The following is a 24,158-nucleotide window of genomic DNA, read 5'->3' on the forward strand; positions in this document are numbered from 1 at the left end:
CGTGCTCTACCAACTGAGCTATTCCCGCAAATCTGTACTGCTTTTGTTGCTGCCGTAACGCGTAATTCTCTGTCGTTACGGGAGGCGCATTATACGAGAAATCCGTTTAGCTGCAACCCCCCTAAAAGCGATTTTCTTGTTTTTTCGTTTAAGTGCTGAATTTATCGGCAAGTCGTTTAATTTAGCGACAATCCTGACTTAGTGCAAGCTCGCAGGAACGATTTTCGTAGGCCGGGTAAGGCGCAGCCGCCACCCGGCAATCCACAAAATCAAAGCTTAATAAAATGTTCGCGGTAGTAAGCCAGCTCAGCAACCGACTCACGAATATCATCCATCGCCTGATGCGTTCCCTGCTTGGTGAAGCCAGCAAGGATTTCCGGCTTCCAACGACGCGCCAGTTCCTTCAGCGTGCTGACGTCGAGATAGCGATAATGGAAATACGCTTCCAGCTCCGGCATGTATTTAAACAGGAAACGACGATCCTGACCGATGCTGTTGCCGCAGATAGGTGATTTTCCTGCCGGAACCCATTCTTGCAAAAAGGCCAGCGTGGCCAGTTCTGCTTCGCGATCGCCCATGGTGCTCGCCTTTACCCGTTCCACCAGCCCACTACCGGTATGCGTACGTACGTTCCAGTCATCCATTAATGCCAGTTGTTCGTCAGACTGGTGTACCGCAATCGTCGGTCCTTCAGCCAGAATATTTAAGTTGGCATCCGTCACCAGTGTGGCGATTTCAATAATGCGATCGCGCTCGGGATCCAGACCAGTCATCTCCAGATCGATCCAAATCAGGTTGTTTTCATTGGCACTCATGCTATTTTCCACCCTTCAGCGTCACATTCAGTGTGACTATATTCATCTAAAATTGCGTGTATCATAAATGTTTTGCCCATCATGGGCGACCAGGAGCCAGTCCGATTGAGTAAGAATAAACTCTCCAAAGGCCAACAGCGCCGTGTGAACGCCAATCACCAGCGTCGTCTGAAAACGTCCGCGGAGAAGCCAGACTACGACGACAACCTGTTTGGCGAAACCGCTGAAGGCATCGTTATCAGCCGTTTTGGCATGCATGCCGACGTGGAGTCTGCTGACGGTGATATTCACCGCTGCAACATCCGCCGCACAATTCGTTCGCTGGTTACCGGCGATCGCGTAGTCTGGCGTCCAGGTAAAGCGGCAGCAGAAGGGGTAAATGTCAAAGGCATCGTTGAGGCGGTTCACGAACGTACCTCGGTGCTCACACGTCCTGACTTTTACGATGGGGTAAAACCCATTGCCGCCAATATCGATCAGATCGTTATTGTCTCAGCCATCTTACCCGAGCTGTCGCTTAATATTATCGACCGCTATCTGGTTGCCTGCGAAACGCTACACGTCGAACCGATTATCGTACTGAATAAGATCGATCTGCTGGATGCCGAAGGCATGGCCTTTGTTAACGAACAGATGGATATCTATCGCAACATTGGCTATCGCGTATTGATGGTATCAAGCCGCACGAAAGACGGTCTGAAACCGCTTGAAGAAGCGTTAACCGGTCGTATCAGTATTTTTGCCGGCCAGTCGGGTGTAGGTAAATCCAGCCTGCTCAATAATCTTCTCGGCCTGCAGGAAGCGATCCTGACCAACGATGTCTCCGACAACTCCGGTCTTGGGCAGCACACCACCACCGCTTCTCGCCTGTATCACTTCCCGCACGGCGGCGACGTTATCGACTCCCCTGGCGTACGCGAGTTCGGACTGTGGCATCTGGAACCGGAACAAATCACCCATGGCTTTGTCGAATTCCATGACTACCTGGGTCATTGCAAATATCGCGACTGCAAGCATGATGCCGATCCAGGCTGCGCTATCCGTGAGGCTGTAGAAAAAGGGGAAATAGCCGAAACTCGGTTTGAAAATTATCACCGCATCCTGGAAAGCATGGCGCAGGTAAAAACGCGTAAAAACTTTTCTGATACTGACAACTGACAACTAAGCTAAGCATCGCTAGAATCGTCCCCCTTTTTCAGGATCCGGCCCATATGCCGGATCGGGAACAAATTATGGCCTGGAGGCTACCTTGTTAAACTCATTTAAGCTTTCGCTACAATACATTCTGCCGAAACTATGGCTCACTCGCCTGGCGGGCTGGGGTGCGAGCAAACGAGCGGGATGGCTGACCAAACTGGTAATCGATCTGTTCGTGAAATATTACAAGGTCGATATGAAAGAGGCGCAAAAGCCGGATACCGCCAGCTATCGCACCTTTAACGACTTCTTTGTTCGTCCCCTGCGCGACGAGGCTCGTCCAGTCAATACCGATCCGAATGTACTGGTCATGCCTGCCGACGGCGTGATCAACCAGTTAGGTAACATCGAAGAAGACAAGCTGTTACAGGCCAAAGGGCACAGCTATACGCTTGAAGCGCTGCTGGCCGGCAACTACCAGATGGCGGACAAATTCCGCAACGGTACGTTTGTGACCACTTACTTATCACCACGCGATTACCACCGGGTACATATGCCATGTAACGGTATCCTGCGCGAAATGATGTACGTGCCAGGCGACCTCTTCTCTGTAAACATCCTGACCGCGCAAAACGTACCGAATCTGTTTGCCCGTAACGAACGCGTTATTTGCCTGTTTGATACCGAGTTTGGCCCAATGGTGCAAATTCTGGTCGGGGCGACTATCGTTGGCAGCATTGAAACCGTATGGGCTGGCACCATTACCCCACCGCGTGAAGGCGTAATTAAACGCTGGACCTGGCCTGAAGGCGAAAGCGAAGGGTCGGTGGCACTGCTGAAAGGTCAGGAAATGGGCCGCTTTAAGCTCGGTTCCACCGTCATCAACCTGTTCGCACCGGGCAAAGTTAACCTGGTTGAGCAATTGCAGGACCTTTCAGTCACGAAAATCGGTCAGCCAATGGCCATCTCAACCGAGACTTTCGTGACGCCAGAGGCAGAACCTGCCCCGCTGCCGAAAGAAGAGATCGAAGCAGAACACGACGCCAGCCCGCTGGTTGACGACAAAAAAGACGAAACTTAAACATAGGAATCGCTGCTGTGCGCCTGATTATCACTTTTCTGATGGCCTGGTGCCTCAGCCTGGGGGCGTACGCTGCGACGGCCCCCGACGCCAAACAACTCACCCAGGAACTGGAGCAGGCCAAGGCGGCGAAACCCGCTCAGCCAGAAACCGTCGAGGCGCTCCAGTCCGCGCTGAATGCCCTTGAGGAGCGGAAAGGCTCTCTCGAGCGCGCCGCGCAATACCAGCAGGTTATTGATAACTTCCCCAAGCTCTCCGCAACGCTACGCGCACAGCTTAGCAATCTGCGTGACGAACCGCGCAACGTACCAACCGGACTGACAACTGATGCGTTAAACCAGGAGATCCTCCAGGTCAGCAGTCAGTTGCTGGAAAAGAGTCGTCAGGCCCAGCAGGAGCAGGATCGCGCCCGGGAAATCGCCGACTCGTTAAGTCAGCTTCCTCAACAGCAAACCGATGCCCGCCGCCAACTAAATGAGCTTGAGCGGCGTATTGGTACCGCCAACGCCAATCCCGCGCAGAATCAGGCGATGCAGGCTGAGTCCGCCAAACTCAAAGCCCTGGTCGATGAACTGGAGCTGGCGCAGCTTTCCGCCAACAACCGTCAGGAACTGGCACGTATGCGCTCAGAACTGGCGGAAAAACAGAGCCAACAGCTCGACGCCTATCTGCAGGCATTACGTAATCAACTCAACAGTCAGCGGCAGCGTGAAGCTGAGCGAGCGCTGGAGAGTACCGAACTGCTGGCGGAAAACAGCGCGGGGCTGCCCGAAGGCATTGTTGACCAGTTCAAGGTAAACCGCGAACTGTCCCAGGCCTTAAACCAGCAGGCGCAGCGTATGGATCTGGTCGCGTCGCAACAGCGTCAGGCCACCAGCCAAACGCTGCAGGTGCGGCAGGCGTTGAATACGCTGCGCGAACAGTCCCAGTGGCTTGGGGTCTCGAATATGCTGGGGGAAGCGCTACGCGCGCAGGTATCTCGTCTGCCCGAAATGCCCAAACCTCAGCAGTTAGATACCGAAATGGCGCAGCTACGTGTGCATCGTATGCGCTATGAAGATCTCCTCAATAAACAGCCGCAACTACGCCAGATCCATCAGGCCGATGGGCAACCGCTGACCGCGGAACAGAGCAGCATCCTCAACGCCCAGTTGCGCACTCAGCGTGAATTGCTGAACTCTCTGTTACAGGGTGGCGATACGCTGATCCTTGAGCTGACCAAGCTAAAAGTCTCCAATAGCCAACTGGAAGATGCGCTAAAAGAGGTCAACGAAGCGACGCACCGCTATCTGTTCTGGACGTCTGACGTCAGCCCTATCTCCCTCTCATGGCCTGTCGACATTGTTCAGGATCTGCGGCGTCTGATCTCATTAGATACCTTTAATCAGTTAGGTAAAGCCAGCATCATGATGCTGACCAGCAAAGAAACGCTACTACCGCTGTTCGGTGCGTTGGTACTGGTTGGATTTAGCCTCTATTCTCGCAAACACTTTACCCGTTTTCTTGAACGCTCGTCCGCGCGGGTGGGTAAGGTGACCCAGGACCACTTCTGGCTGACGATACGCACGGTATTCTGGTCAATACTCGTCGCCTCGCCGCTACCGGTACTGTGGGCCACCCTGGGTTACGGTTTGCAGGAAGCCTGGCCTTATCCGTTGGCCGTCGCTATCGGCGATGGCGTAACCGCCACGGTGCCCATGCTATGGGCGGTGATGATTTGCGCCACCTTTGCACGCCCTAACGGTCTGTTCATTGCCCACTTTGGCTGGCCGCGTAATCGCGTCGCGAAGGCTATGCACTATTACCTGATGAGCATCGGACTGATTGTCCCGCTGATCATGGCAGTAATTATGTTTGATAACCTCAATGACCGGGAATTCTCCGCCTCATTGGGACGCTTGTGCTTCATCCTGATTTGCGGCGCACTGGCGGTCGTGACTCTGAGCCTGAAGCGCGCCGGAATACCGCTGTATCTCGATAAAGAGGGCAACAGCGATAACATGGTCAACAGCATGCTATGGAATATGCTGATGGGCGCGCCGCTGATTGCCATCCTCGCGGCCGCAGTGGGCTATCTCGCCACATCGCAAGCTTTACTGGCGCGTCTGGAAACGTCCGTGGCTATCTGGTTCTTGTTACTGGTGGTATATCACGTCATCCGCCGTTGGATGCTGATCCAGCGCCGCCGCCTGGCGTTCGACCGCGCCAAGCATCGACGCGCCGAAATGCTGGCGCAGCGCGCGCGGGGTGAAGAAGAACCGCCGCACTCCACCAGTCTTGAAGGCGCGATTGACGTTGATGAAAGCGAAGTGGATCTGGACGCGATCAGCGCGCAATCGCTGCGTCTGGTGCGCTCTATTCTGATGCTTATCGCCCTGCTTTCAGTCATTGTGCTGTGGTCGGAAATTCATTCCGCATTTGGCTTCCTGGAAAACATCTCGTTGTGGGATGTCACCTCTACGGTGCAAGGCGTGGAAAGCTTAGAGCCGATCACGCTGGGCGCGGTGCTCATCGCGATACTGGTATTTATCATCACCACCCAGTTAGTGCGCAACCTCCCCGCGTTGCTGGAGCTGGCGCTGCTGCAACATTTGGATTTAACCCCCGGCACCGGTTACGCCATTACCACCATTACCAAGTATTTGCTGATGCTGATTGGCGGTCTGGTTGGCTTCTCGATGATCGGCATTGAGTGGTCCAAACTGCAATGGCTGGTGGCTGCTCTCGGTGTTGGTCTGGGCTTTGGTTTGCAGGAAATCTTCGCCAACTTTATTTCCGGCCTGATTATCCTGTTTGAGAAACCGATTCGCATTGGCGACACGGTGACCATTCGCGATCTTACCGGTAGCGTGACGAAGATTAACACTCGCGCCACCACCATCAGCGACTGGGACCGCAAAGAGATCATCGTGCCCAATAAGGCCTTTATCACCGAGCAGTTTATCAACTGGTCGTTGTCAGATTCGGTCACCCGTGTGGTGTTAACTATCCCGGCGCCGTCAGAGGCTAACAGCGAGGAGGTCACGCAGATTTTGCTGACTGCCGCGCAGCGCTGTTCGCTGGTTATCGATAACCCGGCACCAGAAGTCTTTCTGGTAGATCTGCAGCAGGGGATTCAAATCTTCGAACTGCGTATTTATGCCGCAGAGATGGGACACCGTATGCCGCTGCGTCATGAGATCCACCAGCTGATTCTGGCAGGCTTCCGCGAACACGGTATTGATATGCCATTCCCGCCGTTCCAGATGCGTCTGGAGAGCCTTGGCGGTAAACAAACGGGAAGAACGTTAAGTTCTGCGGGCAGAGCCAGCCGCCCGGCGGGAAGTTTGTAGCGCATGATTCAGGCAAGACATGCCGGATGGCGACCCGTTGGGTCTTATCCGGCCTACGAAAATGCTTCTTTGTAGGCCGGATACGCCAGGACGGTTACTCCACCGCCCACTCAGGTTCGTTGGCCATGCGACGGCTATAGTTCTGATAAATCGCCATCGCCAGCAGCGAGAAGAAGATCGGGCCGCCGGTCATCCACAATGCGCTGTTCCAGTCCCCGGCTTCAATCACCGGTTGGATGATGGTGAACACGTTGGCAAACGTCACCACCAATACCACCACGCCTGTTGTCAGTAACGTCGCCGCCCGCGTTTTAAAAATCACAAACGGCCTTTCCAGGTCCGTACGCGCTTTAAAGAATGGGAAAGCCAGCGCAAGGAACAGATACGGCAGCGTCATTGAGACGTTCGCCATCAGGGTCAGTTTGTTATAAAACGCTGAGGCCGTGTCGCCGCCAAACGAAACCAGCAGGATAAACAGGCTCACCAGTAAACACTGCAACCACATTGCCGTCGTCGGCATCCCCACCGCATTCAGCCTGGTCATCGGCGCGGGCCACAATGCCTTCGGCGTTCCCTGAATAATCGCTTTCAGCGGCGAGTAGCTGAGCGTGAAAAAAGCGCCCGTATAGGCGAGGAACATAGAAAGACCGGTGATACGCGCGAACCATACGCCCAACGCCATCGCGCTTTCCGGGGAAAGGTGCAGTGCATTACCCAACGTCATCCCGAGGCTTTTCATCAGGATATAGGTAATGTTGCCGAGGTTGACCGAGCCATCACTTAATACCTGTTGCCAGTTGGTGCTAACGCCCCATAAAAATATCGCCAGTGAATAACCGACAGAAATGACAATAGCGGCAAAGACAATCCCTTTCGCGAAGTTCTTTTCTGGCTTTTCTGTTTTATCTACCAGTCCCCCCACGGCCTCAATTCCGCCGTAAGCAAAAATAGCAAACACAACAAATGACAACATTGCCAGACCGGACTGATATCCCGGATTAGGCGAGGAGATAAAATTAATATCCTGCGCAAAGTGGCCACCCGTTAATAACAAAATAGCGACACTCACTAACAACAAAACTAAATTAAGACACATTACGGCAATTCCACCTACAGCCGTAATACGGGCAATCTTATTAATCCCTCGTGAGGCCACGCAGGTCACCAGAATCATCCAGCCGACAGCGAGCAGCCCGACAACCTGCGTAGGCTCAAGCCCCGCAAAACGCCAGTGCTGCGTCATGTCTGCGCCAAATAAGAAGGTCGAAAAAGGTACCCAGACCTTTGCCGCCGTGCTGACCATCCATATCACATAGGAAGAAAACCACATAAACGTGCCGATAAACGCATAACGTGGCCCAACGCTATTATTCATCCACGAATAGATTCCACCCTCTTCTTTCCGATAGGCGGAACCCATTTCCGCCATCATTAAAGCAAATGGAATAAAAAATAATAATGCGGAAAATATATACCATGGAATCGCGCTGTACCCCATTAAATAGAACGCGGAGGGGCTGTTAGCAAAACCAAAAACAGACGTAAATATCATAAGGATGAGACCAATCAGGCTCATCTTTTTTATTGTTTGGGTCATTAAACCATCCCTTACTCTGGCAAGCGTTTCACAAACGCCGCTCACCGATTGGCACTGCTCTCATTGCGGAGTTCAGCGATAAAAAATTAACACAGAATTGATACCTGAAAGATATCAAACATCCAGATGTAAATTGTGGCTATTAGAGGGTAAATGAAAAAATATGCTACAAAGTGGCTGCTTATCCGCCACTTTGTATGGAGAGAGCGTAAATTACGCGCGATCGACGGTAAATGCGATAACCTCAGCCAGGCTTTCCGCGCCCAGAGCCAGCATCACCAGACGGTCAACGCCGAGCGCCACGCCAGAGCAATCCGGCATGCCCACTTTTAACGCTTCAAGCAGGTTGGTATCGATAGGTTGCTGTGGCAGGCCACGCGCGGCACGTTTGCGGTTATCCTGTTCAAACCGTTGCTGCTGCTCGCGCGCGTCGGTCAACTCATGGAAACCATTCGCCAGCTCAATACCTTTGTAATACACCTCGAAACGCTCAGCCACGCGGTGATCTTCGGTACTGATTTGCGCCAATGATGCCTGGCTGGCGGGGAAATGATACACAAACGTCGGTTTGTCTTTGCCGATATGCGGCTCAACGCCCATCGTGAACAGCAGTTGCAGCAACGTATCCCGATCTTCTTCAGTATCGGCGATATTGCTGAGATCCAGCTTAGCCGCTACTTCCCGCAGTTGGGTTTTGTCTGCTGATAGTGGATCTATCTCCAGATGGCGCTGAAAGGCCTGCTGATAAGAAAGGCTTTCCGCCGGAGAGCAGTCCAGCACTTGCTGGAGCAAATCATCCACTTCATTCATCAGGCGATACATATCGTAGTGGGGACGATACCACTCGAGCATGGTGAACTCAGGGTTATGATGACGTCCCATCTCTTCATTGCGAAAGCTGCGGCACAGTTGATATACCGGGCCACATCCTGCCACCAGCAGGCGCTTCATGTGATATTCCGGACTGGTCATTAAATAGAGATTCATTCCCTGGGAATGTCCAGGGCCGACGAAACGTGTTTCGAACGGGAACAGATGGATGTCCGTTACCGTTGCCTGACTCATACAAGGGGTCTCAACCTCAAGCACGCCACGATCGGCAAAAAAGCGGCGAATCTCCGCTATAATTGCTGCACGTTTTAACAGATTGGGGATGGACGCGCTCGGCTGCCAGGTTGCCGTTTCGCTCATGGTTGTTTCTCCGATTTAAGACAAGGGCACGAAGTCTACTCGTATCGCGCTAACGAGACAAATTTCCCGCGGTAGTAATCAGCACTGGCAATCGGGTAAAAAAAGCGACATTGGGTGGTTTAGTAATTAAATTAATCAAATTCAATGATAATTCCCCCCTTTGACACGCTAAAAAAATCGAACACGTCAAATTTCCCGCACATCCCTAAGACTATACTATTGTACCTATAAAGGAGCAGTGGAAACGCGTTCATAACCTGTTTGAAGCCGATGAAGCATCTGAGTTCAGGCGGGGATGAAATAACAACAATCTGGAGGAATGTCGTGCAAACCTTTCAAGCCGATCTTGCCATTATAGGCGCCGGTGGCGCGGGATTACGTGCTGCAATTGCTGCCGCACAAGCAAATCCCAACGCTAAAATCGCACTGATCTCAAAAGTGTACCCAATGCGCAGCCATACCGTTGCTGCCGAAGGCGGCTCTGCTGCTGTCGCGCAGGATCATGACAGCTTTGACTACCATTTTCACGATACGGTAGCAGGCGGAGACTGGCTATGTGAGCAGGATGTCGTGGATTACTTTGTCCACCACTGCCCAACTGAAATGACGCAACTCGAACAATGGGGCTGCCCATGGAGCCGTCGTGAAGACGGTAGCGTCAACGTACGTCGCTTCGGCGGCATGAAAATCGAGCGTACCTGGTTTGCCGCGGATAAAACCGGCTTCCACATGCTGCATACGCTGTTCCAAACGTCTTTGCAGTTCCCACAGATTCAGCGCTTTGACGAACACTTCGTTCTCGATATTCTGGTTGACGATGGCCATGCTCGCGGCGTCGTCGCGATGAACATGATGGAAGGCACGCTGGTGCAGATCCGTGCTAACGCAGTAGTAATGGCAACGGGCGGCGCAGGTCGCGTTTACCGTTACAACACCAACGGCGGCATCGTAACCGGCGACGGTATGGGCATGGCGCTGAGCCACGGCGTTCCGCTGCGTGATATGGAATTCGTTCAGTATCACCCGACGGGTCTGCCTGGCTCCGGTATCCTGATGACTGAAGGCTGCCGTGGTGAAGGCGGTATTCTGGTCAACAAAAATGGCTACCGTTATCTGCAAGACTACGGCATGGGTCCGGAAACCCCACTGGGCGAGCCGAAAAACAAATATATGGAACTCGGTCCGCGCGACAAAGTTTCTCAGGCTTTCTGGCACGAATGGCGCAAAGGCAACACCATTTCCACTCCGCGTGGCGATGTGGTTCACCTCGACCTGCGTCACCTCGGCGAGAAAAAACTGCTCGAACGTTTACCGTTCATCTGCGAACTGGCGAAAGCCTACGTGGGTGTCGATCCGGTTAAAGAGCCGATCCCGGTACGTCCGACCGCGCACTACACCATGGGCGGTATCGAAACCGATCAGCACTGTGAAACCCGCATTAAAGGTCTGTTCGCTGTCGGCGAATGTTCCTCTGTTGGTCTGCATGGCGCTAACCGTCTGGGCTCTAACTCCCTGGCGGAACTGGTGGTCTTCGGTCGTATGGCTGGCGAACAGGCTGCGGAACGTGCTGCAACGGCTGGCGCTGCAAACAGTGCCGCGCTTGATGCACAGGTTGCCGGTATTGAAAAACGTCTGAAAGATCTGGTTAACCAGGAAGGTAACGAAAACTGGTCTAAGATCCGTGACGAAATGGGGATCTCCATGGAAGAAGGTTGCGGTATCTACCGTACGCCGGAACTCATGCAGAAAACCGTTGATAAGCTGGCTGAGCTGCAGGAGCGCTTCAAGCGCGTGCGTATCACTGATACCTCCAGCGTCTTCAACACCGACCTGCTGTACACCATCGAACTGGGTCACGGTCTGAACGTTGCTGAATGTATGGCGCACTCCGCTCTGGCGCGTAAAGAATCCCGCGGCGCGCATCAGCGTCTGGATGAAGGCTGCACCGAGCGTGACGACGTGAACTTCCTCAAACACACCCTCGCCTTCCGCGATGCTGACGGCACGACTCGCCTGGAATACAGCGACGTGAAAATCACCACTCTGCCACCGGCTAAACGTGTTTACGGTGGCGAAGCGGAAGCAGCCGATAAGAAGGAGAAGGCGAATGGCTGAGATGAAAAACCTGAAAGTTGAGGTGGTGCGCTATAACCCGGAAACCGATACCGCGCCGCACAGTGCTTTCTACGAAGTTCCTTACGATGAAACCACGTCTCTGCTCGATGCGTTGGGCTACATCAAGGATAACCTGGCGCCGGACCTGAGCTATCGCTGGTCCTGCCGTATGGCAATCTGCGGCTCCTGCGGCATGATGGTCAACAACGTGCCGAAGCTGGCGTGCAAAACCTTCCTGCGTGATTACACCAACGGTATGAAGGTTGAAGCGCTGGGCAACTTCCCGATTGAGCGCGATCTGGTCGTCGATATGACGCACTTTATCGAAAGCCTGGAAGCGATCAAACCGTACATCATCGGTAACCCGCGTACACCGGATCAGGGTCCAAACACCCAGACTCCGGCGCAGATGGCGAAGTATCATCAGTTCTCCGGTTGCATCAACTGTGGTCTGTGCTACGCCGCGTGCCCGCAGTTCGGCCTGAACCCTGAGTTCATTGGACCGGCTGCGATTACGCTGGCGCATCGTTACAACGAAGATAGCCGCGACCACGGTAAGAAAGAGCGTATGGCTCAATTGAATAGCCCGAACGGCGTCTGGAGTTGTACTTTCGTGGGCTACTGCTCCGAAGTCTGCCCGAAACACGTCGATCCGGCTGCGGCCATTCAGCAGGGTAAAGTTGAAAGTTCAAAAGACTTTCTTATCGCAACCCTGAAACCACGCTAAGGAGTGCAACATGACGACTAAACGCAACGCCTATGTGCGGCCAATGACGTCCACCTGGTGGAAGAAATTGCCGTTTTATCGCTTTTACATGCTGCGTGAAGGCACAGCCGTTCCGGCTGTCTGGTTCAGTATTGAACTGATCTTCGGCCTGTTTGCGCTTAAGCACGGTGTGGAATCCTGGGCTGGCTTTGTCGGGTTCCTGCAGAACCCGGTGGTGGTGATCCTTAACATCATCGCCCTGGCAGCCGCGCTGCTGCATACCAAGACCTGGTTTGAGCTGGCGCCGAAAGCGGCCAACATCATCGTAAAAGACGAAAAAATGGGGCCAGAGCCAATCATCAAAGGGCTTTGGGCGGTTACTGTGGTTGCGACAGTAGTAATACTGTTTGTTGCCCTGTTCTGGTAAGGAGTCCGGAATGATTAATCCAAATCCAAAACGCTCTGACGAACCCGTATTCTGGGGCCTGTTTGGTGCAGGCGGTATGTGGAGCGCAATCATTGCGCCGGTAATGATTCTGCTGGTAGGCATTATGCTGCCGCTGGGCTTTGTTCCTGATGCCTTCAGCTATGAACGCGTCCTGGCATTCGCTCAGAGCTTTATCGGTCGCGCATTCCTGTTCCTGATGATCGTCCTGCCGCTGTGGTGCGGTTTACACCGTATGCATCACGCGATGCATGACCTGAAAATCCACGTGCCTGCTGGCAAATGGGTATTCTACGGACTGGCAGCTATCCTGACCGTTGTAACGGCCATTGGTATCCTGACCATCTAATTGCATGCGTTAACTATCAGGCCCGCCATTGGCGGGCAACCAACGGGAAAACTCACGCATTGCAGATGTCTCCGGTCGGGATTGCAAACGCGTTATCCAATAGCTCCCCAGATCAATCTGCGTTAGAAACGGTTGAACGATACGTTCACTACCAAGCAGATGAGTGAACATTCTTACCGGGGCAATCGCCACCCCGATCCCCGCCTGCGCGGCCTCCAGCATTGTGACGGACGAATCAAACACCACCACGTTGTGCGTCGGTGACGGAGGCGCTTCTCCGGCGGCCTGCATCCAAAGCGTCCACTCATCTCGCCGATAAGAGCGTAATAACGGGAATTTCAGGAGGTCTGCAGGTACCTTGATCTGTGCGGCTAATTCTGGCGAGCAAAGCGGGGACATCAGCGCGCTACACAAATATTGTGCATCGGTATCGTGCCAGGCACCTCCTCCGTAGCGAATGGTATAGTCCAGTCCCTCGGCGGCGGGATCCACGCGGTTATTGTGGGTGGAAATATGCAAATCAATATGCGGATAACTACGCTTAAAGTCGCTGAGCAGAGGAAAAAGACAACCGACCGCAAAGGTCCCCACCACTCCGATTTTAAGTTTTTCCTGGGTTTTTTTAGTAGCAAAACGATCCAGCATCCCCGCCATACGATCGAAAGAATCATTAAGTACAGGTAACAGACTTTCCCCTTCTGTCGTCAGCATTAACCCACGGGAGCCGCGCACAAACAGCTGACAATTTAGCTGCTGTTCCAGCGCTTTGACATGCTGGCTGATGGCAGAATGCGTCACGTTGAGCTCAATCGCAGCGCGGGTAAAGCTAAGGTGTCTGGCCGCGGCTTCAAAAGCTCGCAGTGAGTTAAGAGGAATATAGCTACGCGTCATCATCCGGCCTGTTAGAAAAACTTATATCTGCTGCTAAATTTAACCGTTTGTCAACACACTGCAAATCAAACAAACTGATTGCGTCTGACGGGCCCGGACACCCTTTCGCTTTTTATTACGGAACTGATTTCATGATGAAAAAATCGTTATGCTGCGCGTTGCTGCTGACAGCCTCTTTCTCCACGTTTGCCGCCGTAAAAACAGAACAACAGATTGCCGATATCGTAAACCGTACCATCACACCGCTGATGCAAGAACAGGCTATTCCGGGTATGGCCGTGGCAATTATCTACCAGGGAAAACCCTATTACTTTACCTGGGGGAAAGCCGATATCGCCAATGACCGCCCCGTCACCCGGCAAACGCTGTTTGAGCTTGGATCGGTAAGTAAGACGTTTAACGGTGTGCTGGGCGGCGATGCTATCGCCCGTGGTGAAATTAAGCTCAGCGATCCGGTCACCCAATACTGGCCCGAATTAACTGGCAAACAATGGCAGGGTATCAGCCTTCTGCATCTGGCCACCTATACGGCGGGTGGTCTGCCGCTTCAGGTACCTGACGACGTTACAGATAAAGCGGCATTACTGCGCTTTTATCAAAACTGGCAGCCGCAATGGGCCCCGGGTGCTAAACGCCTGTATGCTAACTCCAGTATTGGTCTGTTTGGCGCACTGGCGGTGAAACCTTCAGGAATGGGCTATGAAGAGGCGATGACCAAACGCGTCCTGCAACCATTAAAACTGGCGCATACCTGGATTACGGTTCCACAGAGCGAACAAAAGGATTATGCCTGGGGTTATCGCGAAGGGAAGCCCGTGCACGTATCTCCGGGTCAGCTTGATGCCGAAGCCTACGGGGTGAAATCCAGCCTTGTCGATATGACTCGTTGGGTTCAGGCCAACATGGACGCCAGCCAGGTGCAGGCGAAAACGCTCCGACAGGGAATTGAAATTGCGCAGGCTCGTTACTGGCATATTGGCGACATGTACCAGGGATTAGGTTGGGAGATGCTGAACTGGCCGGTGAATGCCGACTCGATAATCAACGGTAGCGACAGTAAAGTCGCGTTAGCGGCGCTTCCCGCCGTTGAGGTCAATCCGCCCGCTCCTGCAGTGAAAGCCTCATGGGTGCACAAAACCGGCTCCACTGGCGGATTTGGCAGCTACGTTGCGTTCGTTCCGGAAAAAAATCTCGGCATCGTGATGCTGGCAAACAAAAGCTACCCAAACCCTGCTCGCGTCGAGGCCGCCAGGCGCATTCTTGAAAAATTGCAGTAACTGACGATGAGGTCCGCTATAGCGGACCTCGTTTCTTCCTCTTCTTTTCCTGCTGTCATCTACACTTAACAAAAAAACAGTAAGGAAAATCTTATGCGCATTCTGCCCGTCGTTGCTGCAGTTACCGCTGCATTTCTGGTTGTCGCCTGCAGTTCCCCTACACCGCCAAAAGGCGTTACCGTTGTGAATAACTTTGACGCTAAACGCTATCTTGGTACCTGGTATGAAATTGCACGTTTAGACCATCGCTTCGAACGTGGACTGGAAAAAGTGACCGCAACGTATGGCTTGCGCGACGACGGCGGTATCAACGTGATCAATAAGGGCTATAACCCGGACAGAGGGATGTGGCAAAAAACGGAGGGTAAAGCCTATTTCACCGGCGACCCAAATCGGGCGGCGCTCAAGGTGTCATTCTTCGGCCCCTTCTATGGTGGGTATAACGTGATTGCGCTCGACCGGGAATATCGCCACGCGCTGGTGTGTGGTCCGGATCGCGATTACCTGTGGATCCTTTCACGGACCCCCACCATTTCAGATGAAATGAAGCAGCAAATGTTGGCTATCGCGACCCGGGAAGGGTTTGACGTCAATAAACTGATTTGGGTGAAACAGCCTGGTGCTTAGTGAGTGCTCAGCTTCAGACCAATAATGCCAGCCACAATCAGCCCCAGACTCAACAAACGCGCCGGGCTGGCAGATTCACCCAACAGCAGAATCCCGGTAATGGCCGCCCCGACGGCGCCAATACCGGTCCAGACGGCATAGGCGGTCCCAACTGGCAAGGTGCGCATCGCCCAGGAGAGCATGGCGATACTGACGATCATCGCGACAATGGTGATAATGCTTGGCGTCAGACGAGTGAAGCCGTGGGTGTATTTCAGGCCAATCGCCCAAACAACTTCGAGCAAACCGGCAATTAATAAAATGATCCAGGACATATCAGGCTCCAGAACAATGGGGCCGTCCCCGGTGAAAGAAGCGTTTGCAGGTCGTCCTGCAAAGCTGGTGTGTGAAATGGCATTTTTGCCCGACAGAAAATGAATTTCAACCTTTTTATTCACCGTCTGTTAAAAGCAAGAATTAAGCATAATTAGCGGCGTAGTTCCCGCATTTGGCACTCATCGGAGTTCTCTATGATGAAGGGCTTTCTGAAATCAGAAAGTCGATTGCCCCTCTTCTGAATGCGAAAAGTTTATGCTTAAAATTTTAGTGATTGACCGATGCCACTTTACCCGCACAGGGATTGAGGCCTTGCTTAATCATTCTGGCAGGTTCAGCTCCTCATTTCTGGTATCAGGAATTAATAATCTTCTGTTGGCAAAAGAGCATATTTTGCAGTGGAAACCACATCTGGTCATTGCGGATTTATACAGTTTTATTAGCGAGGCGCATTCCACTCCGCCAGTTAAGCCCTTTTTCATGAGCTGTGGCGTCATCCCGTTGATTTTACTGCAATCAGCGGACAGACAGCACACATCCATCCCGACTTCTCAAGCCATCGCTCATTCGGTATTAACCAAACACACCTCGCTAAACACACTCACACACACGATTCAGGAAGCGCTACAAGATCGCCCCACATTAGCATTAGCCGAAAACCCGACGCCACTGCTGACGCCGCAGGAGGAGAAAGTATTGTCAATGTGGATGGATGGCGTGAGCAACAGTGCGATAGCCGCCACGCTCAGCATTCATGGCAAAACGGTGTATACCTATAAACGAAATATTCGTATGAAGCTTCATCTGGGGAACCGCTTCTCACCGTTTCTCTCGCTCCCGCATAAGGAGAGTTAACGGTACGACCCGGCGTCGTACCGTTGAGCATTATTGCTGAGCTTTTGTCGCTGCACCAGAAATAGCGTTACCACCGTCAGAAATATCCTCCCCTACGCCTCGCGTGGTATTACACGCGGTTAATACGGAAGAAAGTACCAACACAGAAAAGATCGCAGCAATTGTCTTCTTAATCATAACGTCTTCCTTTTCTAGCCAATATTGTTTGTGTATAGCTACTTAATAATAGACAAGATCCGGAAGTGTGATGGATAAACAATCGTTTTTCAGATTATGTGAGAAGTTTAACTGGCGGCGTGAGAGATTGAATTGCCGAGGTGTTTGATGTCTTCACCGAAGCCGCGCGCGGTATTACAGCCCGCCAGTAGGGTGCTGGTGAAAAGGATTAGCATTACAAGACTGAGAAGACGTTTCATCATTCCTGCCCTGGCAAAAGTATGGCGCAGCAACCTGCGCCACAAGATCAAATAAGTGTTTTATTTTACGCGGGAAACGTATTCGCCTGAGCGAGTATCCACTTTGATCACTTCGCCGATCTGTACGAACAGCGGAACTTTAACGACTGCGCCGGTAGACAGAGTAGCCGGTTTGCCGCCAGTACCAGCGGTATCGCCTTTCAGACCTGGGTCGGTTTCAATGACTTCCAGCTCAACGAAGTTCGGCGGGGTCACGGAGATCGGCTGACCGTTCCACAGGGTCACGATGCATTCAGCCTGGTCCAGCAGCCATTTAGCGTTATCGCCTACCGCTTTCTCATCTGCAGCCAGTTGTTCGAAAGTGGTGTTGTTCATGAAGTGCCAGAATTCACCGTCGCTATACAAGAAGGTCAGGTTCATGTCGGCTACATCTGCGCCTTCGGCAGAGTCGGTAGACTTGAAGGTTTTCTCTACGCGAGTACCGGTCAGCAGGCGACGCAGCTTAACGCGCGCAAACGCCTGGCCTTTACCTGGTTTAACGAATTCGCTGGCTTCAACCGCATACGGTTCGCCGTCCAACATGATTTTAAGACCAGCACGAAAATCGTTGCTATAGTACGTTGCCATAAGGCCCTCTGAAAATTGTTAACTGGTAGCTAAGCCACAAAATGGCGCATATTGTAACCCTAAATACCCCATCCAGAGAAGATTGGTTATCGCAACTTGCCGATGTTGTGACCGATCCCGATGAACTTCTGCATCTTTTGAATATAGACGCAGATGAAAAACTGTTGGCCGGACGCGACGCGAGACGACTTTTCGCCCTGCGCGTACCACGCGCGTTTATTGCGCGCATGGAGAAAGGCAATCCGAACGATCCGCTTCTGCGTCAGGTACTTACCGCCGAGGAAGAGTTTGTTGCGGCGCCAGGCTACTCGACCGATCCACTTGAGGAACAGCACAGTGTGGTTCCCGGCCTGCTGCATAAATATCGCAACCGGGCGCTGCTGCTGGTCAAAGGCGGCTGCGCGGTAAATTGTCGTTATTGCTTCCGCCGACACTTCCCGTACGCCGAAAATCAGGGCAACAAGCGCAACTGGCAGGTCGCTCTGGACTACATTACTGCCCATCCTGAGTTAGATGAGGTAATCTTCTCCGGCGGCGATCCGTTGATGGCCAAGGATCACGAACTGGACTGGCTGCTCACGCAACTGGAAACCATTCCACACATTAAGCGTCTGCGCATTCACAGCCGTTTACCGATTGTGATCCCTGCGCGCATTACCGAAGGGCTGACCGAGCGTTTTGCTCACTCTTCATTGCAAATTCTGCTGGTCAATCATATTAACCATGCCAATGAAGTTGATGAGACGTTTCGCCAGGCGATGCTCAGACTGCGCAAAGCAGGCGTCACGCTACTCAATCAAAGCGTATTGCTACGGGGTGTTAACGATAACGCCCAAACCCTGGCCGACCTTAGTAACGCACTGTTTGATGCGGGTGTTATGCCCTATTACCTGCACGTACTGGATAAAGTGCAGGGTGCCGCCCACTTTATGGTCAGCGACGACGAAGCACGTCAGATTGTGCGTGAACTGCTGACGCTGGTTTCCGGTTATATGGTCCCTAAACTGGCGCGAGAAATTGGCGGAGAACCCAGTAAAACGCCGTTGGATCTGCAATTACGCCAGCAATAATGCTTATTGAGTGTCCGATTATGGACACTCACTACCAATCCCGAGTATTTAATATCCGTGCAGGTGGAGTCGCACTTTTAATATGTGCTATTTTAACTGGTACTGTGCAACAACTCATTTGCAAAATTTATAAATTAATACAAATATAAATTCCCAATAAATATATGGTTAGGGAGAACCCTGGATGGCTATTAGTATTAAGGGTATTAATACCGGTGTTATTCGTCAGAAGAATGAATTTATTGCTCTGGCACTCAAGATCAAAGAACCAAGAAATAAAGAGTCACTGTTTTTCCTCTCACCGCTGGGGCTAAGAGATCTGCTTATCGCTCTGGAGAGCAGACTCCATGCGAAGCACCAGCTTAGCGAAGAAGCGCGTTTGCGATATGAAAAAGAACGCGACAAAGCCAGTAAAAAGATGCACGAGAATATCCCTTTAATTCAGGAAGATGAGTTAAAAAATGCGGATATAAACCGTCGCATCAATTCTCTGGTGTTAGTGGATGATAAAGGAGAAAGCTTAGCATTTTCTCTGACACTGCATAACGGACAAATCCACGAATTACTGATTAATGAACTGCAGATCCAGGTATTAGCCTATGCAATCATTCATGCAATAAAAAATGCTGGCATGCAGGAATTAGCGCTAAGAATGACATCGCTGCTGGATTTCCTGCCGCTGTACGATGTTGACTGCCAGCAAAACGATAATCTTGAATATGATTCATATACACAACCAGAATGGAAACATAACCTGTTTAACCATTACCTGGCGATTATCTACCGCTATAAGGATGAAAAGGGTAAAGCTCAATTCTGTGGCTCAGTAGTGAAAACTCGCGCCCTTTCCGGCAGTAAAGAAGCTGAGGCCATTACCCGACGCCTTCTGGACTTCAGCCCACGACTGAAAAAACTTGCCGGTGTCCCGTGCCAGGTGTTTGTCAAAACGTTGACGGGAGATAAAACCCAAAAGCTCAATCAGGAGCAGTGTTTGCGCGCGCTACATCATTTACGCGTTCAGTCTGCGCATAAAGCTCAGAATGCCTGATGGCGCTGCGCTTATCAGGCCTACGATCATTTATACCGTAGGCCGGATAAGACGCTTTAGCGTCGCCATCCGGCATCAACAGCTTTTATCAGTTTGGGCACTTATAAACCTGACCATTCATCTCACTGGCGGTAGGAACAAAACTCGACAGCATTCCCTGTGATGGGCTGCTGACGCCATAAATTACGTTACCCCCCATTGCTGCGGCCTGGTTACGCAGATCGTTCGCTGCGCCACGCATAGACCCACCCTCTTCGCCATGCTGACCAGAAAGCCAGTTGCTCTGCGTACCGGTTGCAGTGCCAATCAGCTGGCACTCTGCGCCTGGCTTGTCTTCGACAAAGCGTACGTTTTGTCCGGCTGAACTCAGTTCGTTGCTGGAGCTACAACCCGCCATCAGTAGCGCGGCACCAACGATCCCTGCTAAATATTTCACGTGCATGTCATTCCCCATAATCAATTAGTTGGACGTTATGTCCGTAGCTGAATCATATACTAAAAAGATGACCAAAAGAAAAACCCCCAGACATTTCTGCCCGGGGGTTTCTCATTTTTCGCGAGAGGCGTATTTAATCAAATAATTCAAGTTGCAGGCAGGCGGCAAGTTCATGAACCCCAGGAGCTTACATAAGTAAGTGACTGGGGTGAACGAACGCAGCCAACGAACCTGCGGCTTGAAGTATGAAGATTAAATTACATCATGCCGCCCATTCCACCCATGCCGCCCATACCACCAGCAGCACCTAAGTCAGGCGCATCGCCTTTCGGCAGATCGGTAACCATGCACTCGGTGGTGATCATCAGACCCGCAACAGAAGCTGCGTACTGCAGAGCAGAACGCGTTACTTTGGTTGGATCCAGGATACCCATGTCGATCATGTTGCCGTATTCTTCAGTTGCAGCGTTGTACCCGTAGTTACCGTCACCCGCTTTCACGGTGTTAGCCACTACAGACGGCTCTTCGCCGCAGTTCAGAACGATTTGACGCAGCGGAGCTTCCATTGCGCGCAGCGCAACTTTGATACCGACGTTCTGGTCTTCGTTCTGACCTTTCAGGCCGGCAATTTTGGACGCTACGCGAATCAGCGCAACACCACCACCAGCAACCACGCCTTCTTCTACCGCAGCACGGGTTGCGTGCAGGGCATCTTCAACGCGGGCTTTCTTCTCTTTCATTTCAACTTCAGTCGCAGCACCAACTTTGATTACCGCAACGCCGCCTGCCAGTTTCGCTACGCGCTCCTGCAGTTTTTCACGGTCGTAGTCTGAAGTAGCTTCTTCGATCTGCTGACGAATCTGAGTCACACGACCCTGGATTGCCGCTTCATCGCCCACGCCATCAATGATGGTGGTGGTGTCTTTATTGATAACAACGCGTTTTGCCTGACCCAGATCTTCCAGAGTGGCTTTTTCCAGTTCCATACCGATCTCTTCAGAGATAACGGTACCACCGGTCAGGGTAGCGATATCCTGCAGCATCGCTTTACGACGATCGCCGAAGCCAGGTGCTTTAACAGCAGCCACTTTCACGATACCGCGCATGGTGTTAACAACCAGAGTTGCCAGCGCTTCGCCTTCAACATCTTCTGCGATGATCAGCAGTGGTTTGCCCGCTTTCGCGACAGCTTCCAGAACCGGCAGCATTTCGCGGATGTTGGAGATTTTCTTATCAGCCAGCAGGATGAACGGGCTTTCCAGTTCAACAGCGCCAGTTTCCGGCTTGTTGATGAAGTAAGGAGACAGGTAGCCACGGTCGAACTGCATACCTTCAACCACGTCCAGTTCGTCCTGCAGACCGGTACCGTCTTCAACGGTGATCACGCCTTCTTTACCGACTTTGTCCATCGCTTCTGCGATCAGTTTACCTACGGTTTCGTCGGAGTTAGCGGAGATGGTACCAACCTGAGCGATTGCTTTAGAGTCAGAGCACGGTACGGACAGCGCTTTCAGTTCTTCAACGGCAGCAGCGACAGCTTTGTCGATACCACGTTTCAGATCCATTGGGTTCATACCCGCAGCAACAGCTTTCAGACCTTCAGTAATGATGGACTGAGCCAGTACGGTTGCGGTGGTGGTACCGTCGCCTGCAGCGTCATTCGCTTTAGAGGCAACTTCTTTCACCATCTGCGCACCCATGTTTTCGAACTTGTCTTCCAGTTCGATTTCACGTGCTACGGAAACACCATCTTTAGTGATGGTCGGTGCACCGAAAGATTTATCCAGAACTACGTTACGGCCTTTTGGACCGAGGGTAACTTTCACTGCATCTGCCAGTACGTTTACGCCGCGCAGCATTTTCACACGAGCGTCGTTACCGAATTTTACGTCTTTAGCTGCCATTTTCTCTTTCCCTTAAATTCGTATGTTCAGTGTCGTTCGCGGATTAGGCTTCAACAATTGCCAGGATGTCACTTTCAGACATGATCAACACTTCTTCATTGTCGATCTTCTCAGATTTAACACCGTAGCCATCGTTGAAAATAACGATATCGCCGACTTTCACGTCCAGCGGCTGTACGGTACCGTTGTCCAGGATGCGACCCTTACCGACAGCGATGATTTCGCCACGAGTTGATTTACCTGCTGCAGAACCGGTCAGTACGATGCCGCCAGCAGATTTGGATTCAACTTCTTTACGTTTGACGATCACACGATCATGTAACGGACGAATACTCATTGATAGCTCTCCTTTGAGAAAGTCTTTATCAGTTATGGGTGACGCCGGCCCGTAAACGGTTTCCCGGCTAGTGACCAGAGAGATGGGGATGGGCTTTTGTGCCTTCAAGGGGGCAAGCGAAAAAAATTTTTTATCAGCAGAAAATCCCGTCAAAACACCGACACGCCTCACATTTCATAACGATTTCAGTCACGTCGTCATAAGCAAATCCGATTGTGATACCATCAAAATCTGCGCTGTAGCCCGGTCAATGGGCATAACCGGATAACAACTTATGAGCGGACTGAAACAAGAGCTGGGACTGGCTCAGGGCGTTGGCCTGTTGTCGACATCATTATTAGGTACAGGCGTTTTTGCCGTCCCCGCGCTGGCTGCGCTGGTCGCTGGCAACAACAGTCTTTGGGCCTGGCCGGTGCTGATTGTTTTAGTCTTTCCCGTGGCGATTGTCTTTGCCGTGCTCGGCCGCCATTTCCCCAGCGCGGGTGGCGTGGCGCATTTTGTCGGTATGGCCTTTGGCTCGCGCCTGGAGCGCGTCACCGGATGGTTGTTTTTGTCAGTAATCCCGGTTGGCTTGCCTGCGGCATTACATATTGCCGCAGGATTCGGCCAGGCGATGTTTGGCTGGCATGACGAGCAGCTTCTGCTGGCAGAACTCGGTACACTGGCGTTGGTCTGGTACATAGGCTCCCGCGGCGCCAGCTCCAGCGCTAACCTACAAACGGTCATTGCCGGGCTGATCGTGGCCCTGATTGTCGCCATCTGGTGGGCGGGCGATCTAAAACCCAGTGAAATCCCCTTCCCTGCAATTAGCGAAATTGAGCTTCCCGGACTGTTCGCTGCCCTGTCAGTGATGTTCTGGTGCTTTGTCGGTCTTGAAGCATTTGCCCACCTGGCCTCTGAATTTAAAAATCCGGAGCGAGACTTCCCGCGCGCGCTAATGATCGGTCTACTGCTGGCAGGTTCTGTCTACTGGGCATGCACCGTCGTCGTCCTCCATTTTGGCGCTTATGGCGAGAAAATGGCGGCGGCGGCATCACTGCCAGAAATTGTTGTACAGCTGTTTGGCGTACAGGCACTGTGGGTCGCCTGCATTATTGGTTATCTGGCCTGCTTTGCCAGTCTCAACATTTATATTCAAAGTTTCGCCCGGCTGGTCTGGTCGCAAGCACAATACAAGCCGGGGAGTTATCTGGCGCGTCTTTCCCCTCGTCACCTTCCGCGCAATGCGCTGAACGCCGTGCTAGGTTGCTGCGTGGTCAGTACCTTGTGCATCTATATGCTGCAAATCAATCTCGATGCGTTAATCGTCTACGCTAACGGCATCTTTATTATGATTTATCTGCTGTGCATGCTGGCAGGTTGTCGATTACTGAAAGGACACTATCGCGCATTGGCGATCGTTGGCGGTTTGCTATGTCTGCTATTGCTGGCGATGGTGGGTTGGAAGAGCCTGTATGCGCTGATTATGCTGGCTGCGCTGTGGTTATTTTTACCCGGCAGGCCGGATAAGTCGACGCTGACGCCATCATCCGGCATATGAACACGTGCCGGATGGCGCTAACGCTTATCCGGCCTACATACTGATGC

At 52.2% G+C, this 24,158-nt stretch carries 24 protein-coding genes; 13 read left to right on the forward strand and 11 right to left on the reverse strand.

Annotated elements, in window-relative coordinates; all coding sequences use genetic code 11:
* Positions 1-269: 269 nt before the first annotated feature.
* Positions 270-815, reverse strand: coding sequence for an oligoribonuclease (gene orn / locus FDW97_RS02400; protein WP_006686300.1), 546 nt, complete (start codon positions 813-815; stop codon positions 270-272).
* A 105-nt stretch (positions 816-920) separates the two neighbouring features.
* On the opposite strand from orn, the gene rsgA reads away from it, so the two are divergent.
* The 3 genes from rsgA (at position 921) to mscM (ending at position 6,365) form a co-directional block, all read left to right on the forward strand.
* Positions 921-1,973, forward strand: coding sequence for a small ribosomal subunit biogenesis GTPase RsgA (gene rsgA / locus FDW97_RS02405; protein WP_170973222.1), 1,053 nt, complete (start codon positions 921-923; stop codon positions 1,971-1,973).
* 91 nt (positions 1,974-2,064) lie between these two features.
* Positions 2,065-3,033, forward strand: coding sequence for an archaetidylserine decarboxylase (gene asd, locus FDW97_RS02410; protein WP_038636505.1), 969 nt, complete (start codon positions 2,065-2,067; stop codon positions 3,031-3,033).
* A 17-nt stretch (positions 3,034-3,050) separates the two neighbouring features.
* The gene (gene mscM, locus FDW97_RS02415) at positions 3,051-6,365 is read left to right on the forward strand and encodes a miniconductance mechanosensitive channel MscM (protein WP_038636503.1); all 3,315 of its coding nucleotides are present in this window, start codon (positions 3,051-3,053) and stop codon (positions 6,363-6,365) included.
* 94 nt (positions 6,366-6,459) lie between these two features.
* Here mscM and yjeM read toward each other — a convergent pair whose 3' ends face one another.
* Together yjeM and epmA are read right to left on the reverse strand one after the other, a co-directional pair.
* Complete coding sequence (yjeM, locus tag FDW97_RS02420) at positions 6,460-7,962, reverse strand: glutamate/gamma-aminobutyrate family transporter YjeM (protein WP_038636500.1); 1,503 nt, start codon at positions 7,960-7,962, stop codon at positions 6,460-6,462.
* A 213-nt stretch (positions 7,963-8,175) separates the two neighbouring features.
* The gene (epmA, locus tag FDW97_RS02425; RefSeq protein ID WP_003830517.1) at positions 8,176-9,153 is read right to left on the reverse strand and encodes an elongation factor P--(R)-beta-lysine ligase; all 978 of its coding nucleotides are present in this window, start codon (positions 9,151-9,153) and stop codon (positions 8,176-8,178) included.
* A gap of 324 nt (positions 9,154-9,477) precedes the next feature.
* Between epmA and frdA the strand changes: the two genes are divergently transcribed.
* From frdA to frdD, 4 genes are read left to right on the forward strand one after another with little or no spacing between them, the layout of a single operon-like run.
* Positions 9,478-11,268: a fumarate reductase (quinol) flavoprotein subunit gene (gene frdA, locus FDW97_RS02430; RefSeq protein ID WP_038636496.1), complete on the forward strand. Its 1,791-nt coding sequence runs from the start codon at positions 9,478-9,480 to the stop codon at positions 11,266-11,268.
* Entirely contained in the window at positions 11,261-11,995 is a 735-nt protein-coding gene (gene frdB, locus FDW97_RS02435) for a fumarate reductase iron-sulfur protein (RefSeq protein ID WP_006686291.1), read from the forward strand. Before frdA ends, frdB begins: the two co-directional genes overlap by 8 nt.
* Positions 11,996-12,005: 10 nt before the next feature.
* On the forward strand, positions 12,006-12,401 hold the full coding sequence (frdC, locus tag FDW97_RS02440; RefSeq protein ID WP_006686290.1) for a fumarate reductase subunit FrdC: 396 nt from the start codon (positions 12,006-12,008) through the stop codon (positions 12,399-12,401).
* Between the two features lie 10 nt (positions 12,402-12,411).
* A complete protein-coding gene (gene frdD, locus FDW97_RS02445) occupies positions 12,412-12,768 on the forward strand; it encodes a fumarate reductase subunit FrdD (protein WP_003025535.1) in 357 nt (118 codons plus the stop codon).
* Between the two features lie 9 nt (positions 12,769-12,777).
* Here frdD and ampR read toward each other — a convergent pair whose 3' ends face one another.
* Positions 12,778-13,659, reverse strand: a complete 882-nt coding sequence (gene ampR / locus FDW97_RS02450; RefSeq protein WP_137350617.1) for a LysR family transcriptional regulator AmpR — start codon at positions 13,657-13,659, stop codon at positions 12,778-12,780.
* Positions 13,660-13,790: 131 nt separating this feature from the next.
* Between ampR and blaCMY the strand changes: the two genes are divergently transcribed.
* Positions 13,791-14,936: a CMY-2 family class C beta-lactamase gene (gene blaCMY, locus FDW97_RS02455; protein WP_137350614.1), complete on the forward strand. Its 1,146-nt coding sequence runs from the start codon at positions 13,791-13,793 to the stop codon at positions 14,934-14,936.
* A gap of 93 nt (positions 14,937-15,029) precedes the next feature.
* Entirely contained in the window at positions 15,030-15,563 is a 534-nt protein-coding gene (locus tag FDW97_RS02460) for a lipocalin family protein (RefSeq protein ID WP_137350615.1), read from the forward strand.
* Here the strand turns inward: FDW97_RS02460 and sugE are convergent.
* Positions 15,560-15,877: a quaternary ammonium compound efflux SMR transporter SugE gene (sugE, locus tag FDW97_RS02465; RefSeq protein WP_038642963.1), complete on the reverse strand. Its 318-nt coding sequence runs from the start codon at positions 15,875-15,877 to the stop codon at positions 15,560-15,562. The two genes, FDW97_RS02460 and sugE, sit on opposite strands and share 4 nt — an antisense overlap.
* A gap of 256 nt (positions 15,878-16,133) precedes the next feature.
* Between sugE and FDW97_RS02470 the strand changes: the two genes are divergently transcribed.
* Entirely contained in the window at positions 16,134-16,733 is a 600-nt protein-coding gene (locus tag FDW97_RS02470) for a LuxR C-terminal-related transcriptional regulator (RefSeq protein WP_085048476.1), read from the forward strand.
* 30 nt (positions 16,734-16,763) lie between these two features.
* On the opposite strand, the gene ecnB is transcribed toward FDW97_RS02470, so the two are convergent.
* The 3 genes from ecnB to efp all read right to left on the reverse strand — a co-directional run bounded on the left by ecnB (position 16,764) and on the right by efp (position 17,776).
* Positions 16,764-16,910: a lipoprotein toxin entericidin B gene (gene ecnB, locus FDW97_RS02475; protein WP_032940256.1), complete on the reverse strand. Its 147-nt coding sequence runs from the start codon at positions 16,908-16,910 to the stop codon at positions 16,764-16,766.
* Between the two features lie 107 nt (positions 16,911-17,017).
* Positions 17,018-17,152: a lipoprotein antitoxin entericidin A gene (ecnA, locus tag FDW97_RS02480; protein ID WP_016151394.1), complete on the reverse strand. Its 135-nt coding sequence runs from the start codon at positions 17,150-17,152 to the stop codon at positions 17,018-17,020.
* 57 nt (positions 17,153-17,209) lie between these two features.
* Positions 17,210-17,776, reverse strand: a complete 567-nt coding sequence (efp, locus tag FDW97_RS02485) for an elongation factor P (protein ID WP_006686282.1) — start codon at positions 17,774-17,776, stop codon at positions 17,210-17,212.
* 41 nt (positions 17,777-17,817) lie between these two features.
* Between efp and epmB the strand changes: the two genes are divergently transcribed.
* Both epmB and yjeJ read left to right on the forward strand, forming a co-directional pair.
* Positions 17,818-18,846 (forward strand): EF-P beta-lysylation protein EpmB, encoded by a 1,029-nt coding sequence (epmB, locus tag FDW97_RS02490; RefSeq protein ID WP_038636478.1) that lies wholly within the window; start codon positions 17,818-17,820, stop codon positions 18,844-18,846.
* A gap of 184 nt (positions 18,847-19,030) precedes the next feature.
* Entirely contained in the window at positions 19,031-19,894 is an 864-nt protein-coding gene (gene yjeJ / locus FDW97_RS02495; protein WP_087857502.1) for a YjeJ family protein, read from the forward strand.
* Between the two features lie 88 nt (positions 19,895-19,982).
* Here yjeJ and FDW97_RS02500 read toward each other — a convergent pair whose 3' ends face one another.
* The 3 genes from FDW97_RS02500 to FDW97_RS02515 all read right to left on the reverse strand — a co-directional run bounded on the left by FDW97_RS02500 (position 19,983) and on the right by FDW97_RS02515 (position 22,571).
* Positions 19,983-20,336 (reverse strand): DUF4156 domain-containing protein, encoded by a 354-nt coding sequence (locus tag FDW97_RS02500; RefSeq protein WP_038636474.1) that lies wholly within the window; start codon positions 20,334-20,336, stop codon positions 19,983-19,985.
* A 251-nt stretch (positions 20,337-20,587) separates the two neighbouring features.
* Positions 20,588-22,234 carry a chaperonin GroEL gene (gene groL / locus FDW97_RS02510; protein WP_006686275.1) on the reverse strand — a complete coding sequence of 549 codons (1,647 nt, stop codon included), beginning with the start codon at positions 22,232-22,234 and terminating at the stop codon, positions 20,588-20,590.
* A 43-nt stretch (positions 22,235-22,277) separates the two neighbouring features.
* Positions 22,278-22,571: a co-chaperone GroES gene (locus tag FDW97_RS02515; protein WP_000027827.1), complete on the reverse strand. Its 294-nt coding sequence runs from the start codon at positions 22,569-22,571 to the stop codon at positions 22,278-22,280.
* Positions 22,572-22,845: 274 nt separating this feature from the next.
* Between FDW97_RS02515 and yjeH the strand changes: the two genes are divergently transcribed.
* Positions 22,846-24,111 carry an L-methionine/branched-chain amino acid transporter gene (yjeH, locus tag FDW97_RS02520; RefSeq protein ID WP_038636468.1) on the forward strand — a complete coding sequence of 422 codons (1,266 nt, stop codon included), beginning with the start codon at positions 22,846-22,848 and terminating at the stop codon, positions 24,109-24,111.
* Positions 24,112-24,158: the final 47 nt, after the last annotated feature.

This window comes from Citrobacter sp. wls708, from assembly GCF_005281255.1.
Taxonomy (GTDB): domain Bacteria; phylum Pseudomonadota; class Gammaproteobacteria; order Enterobacterales; family Enterobacteriaceae; genus Citrobacter; species Citrobacter werkmanii.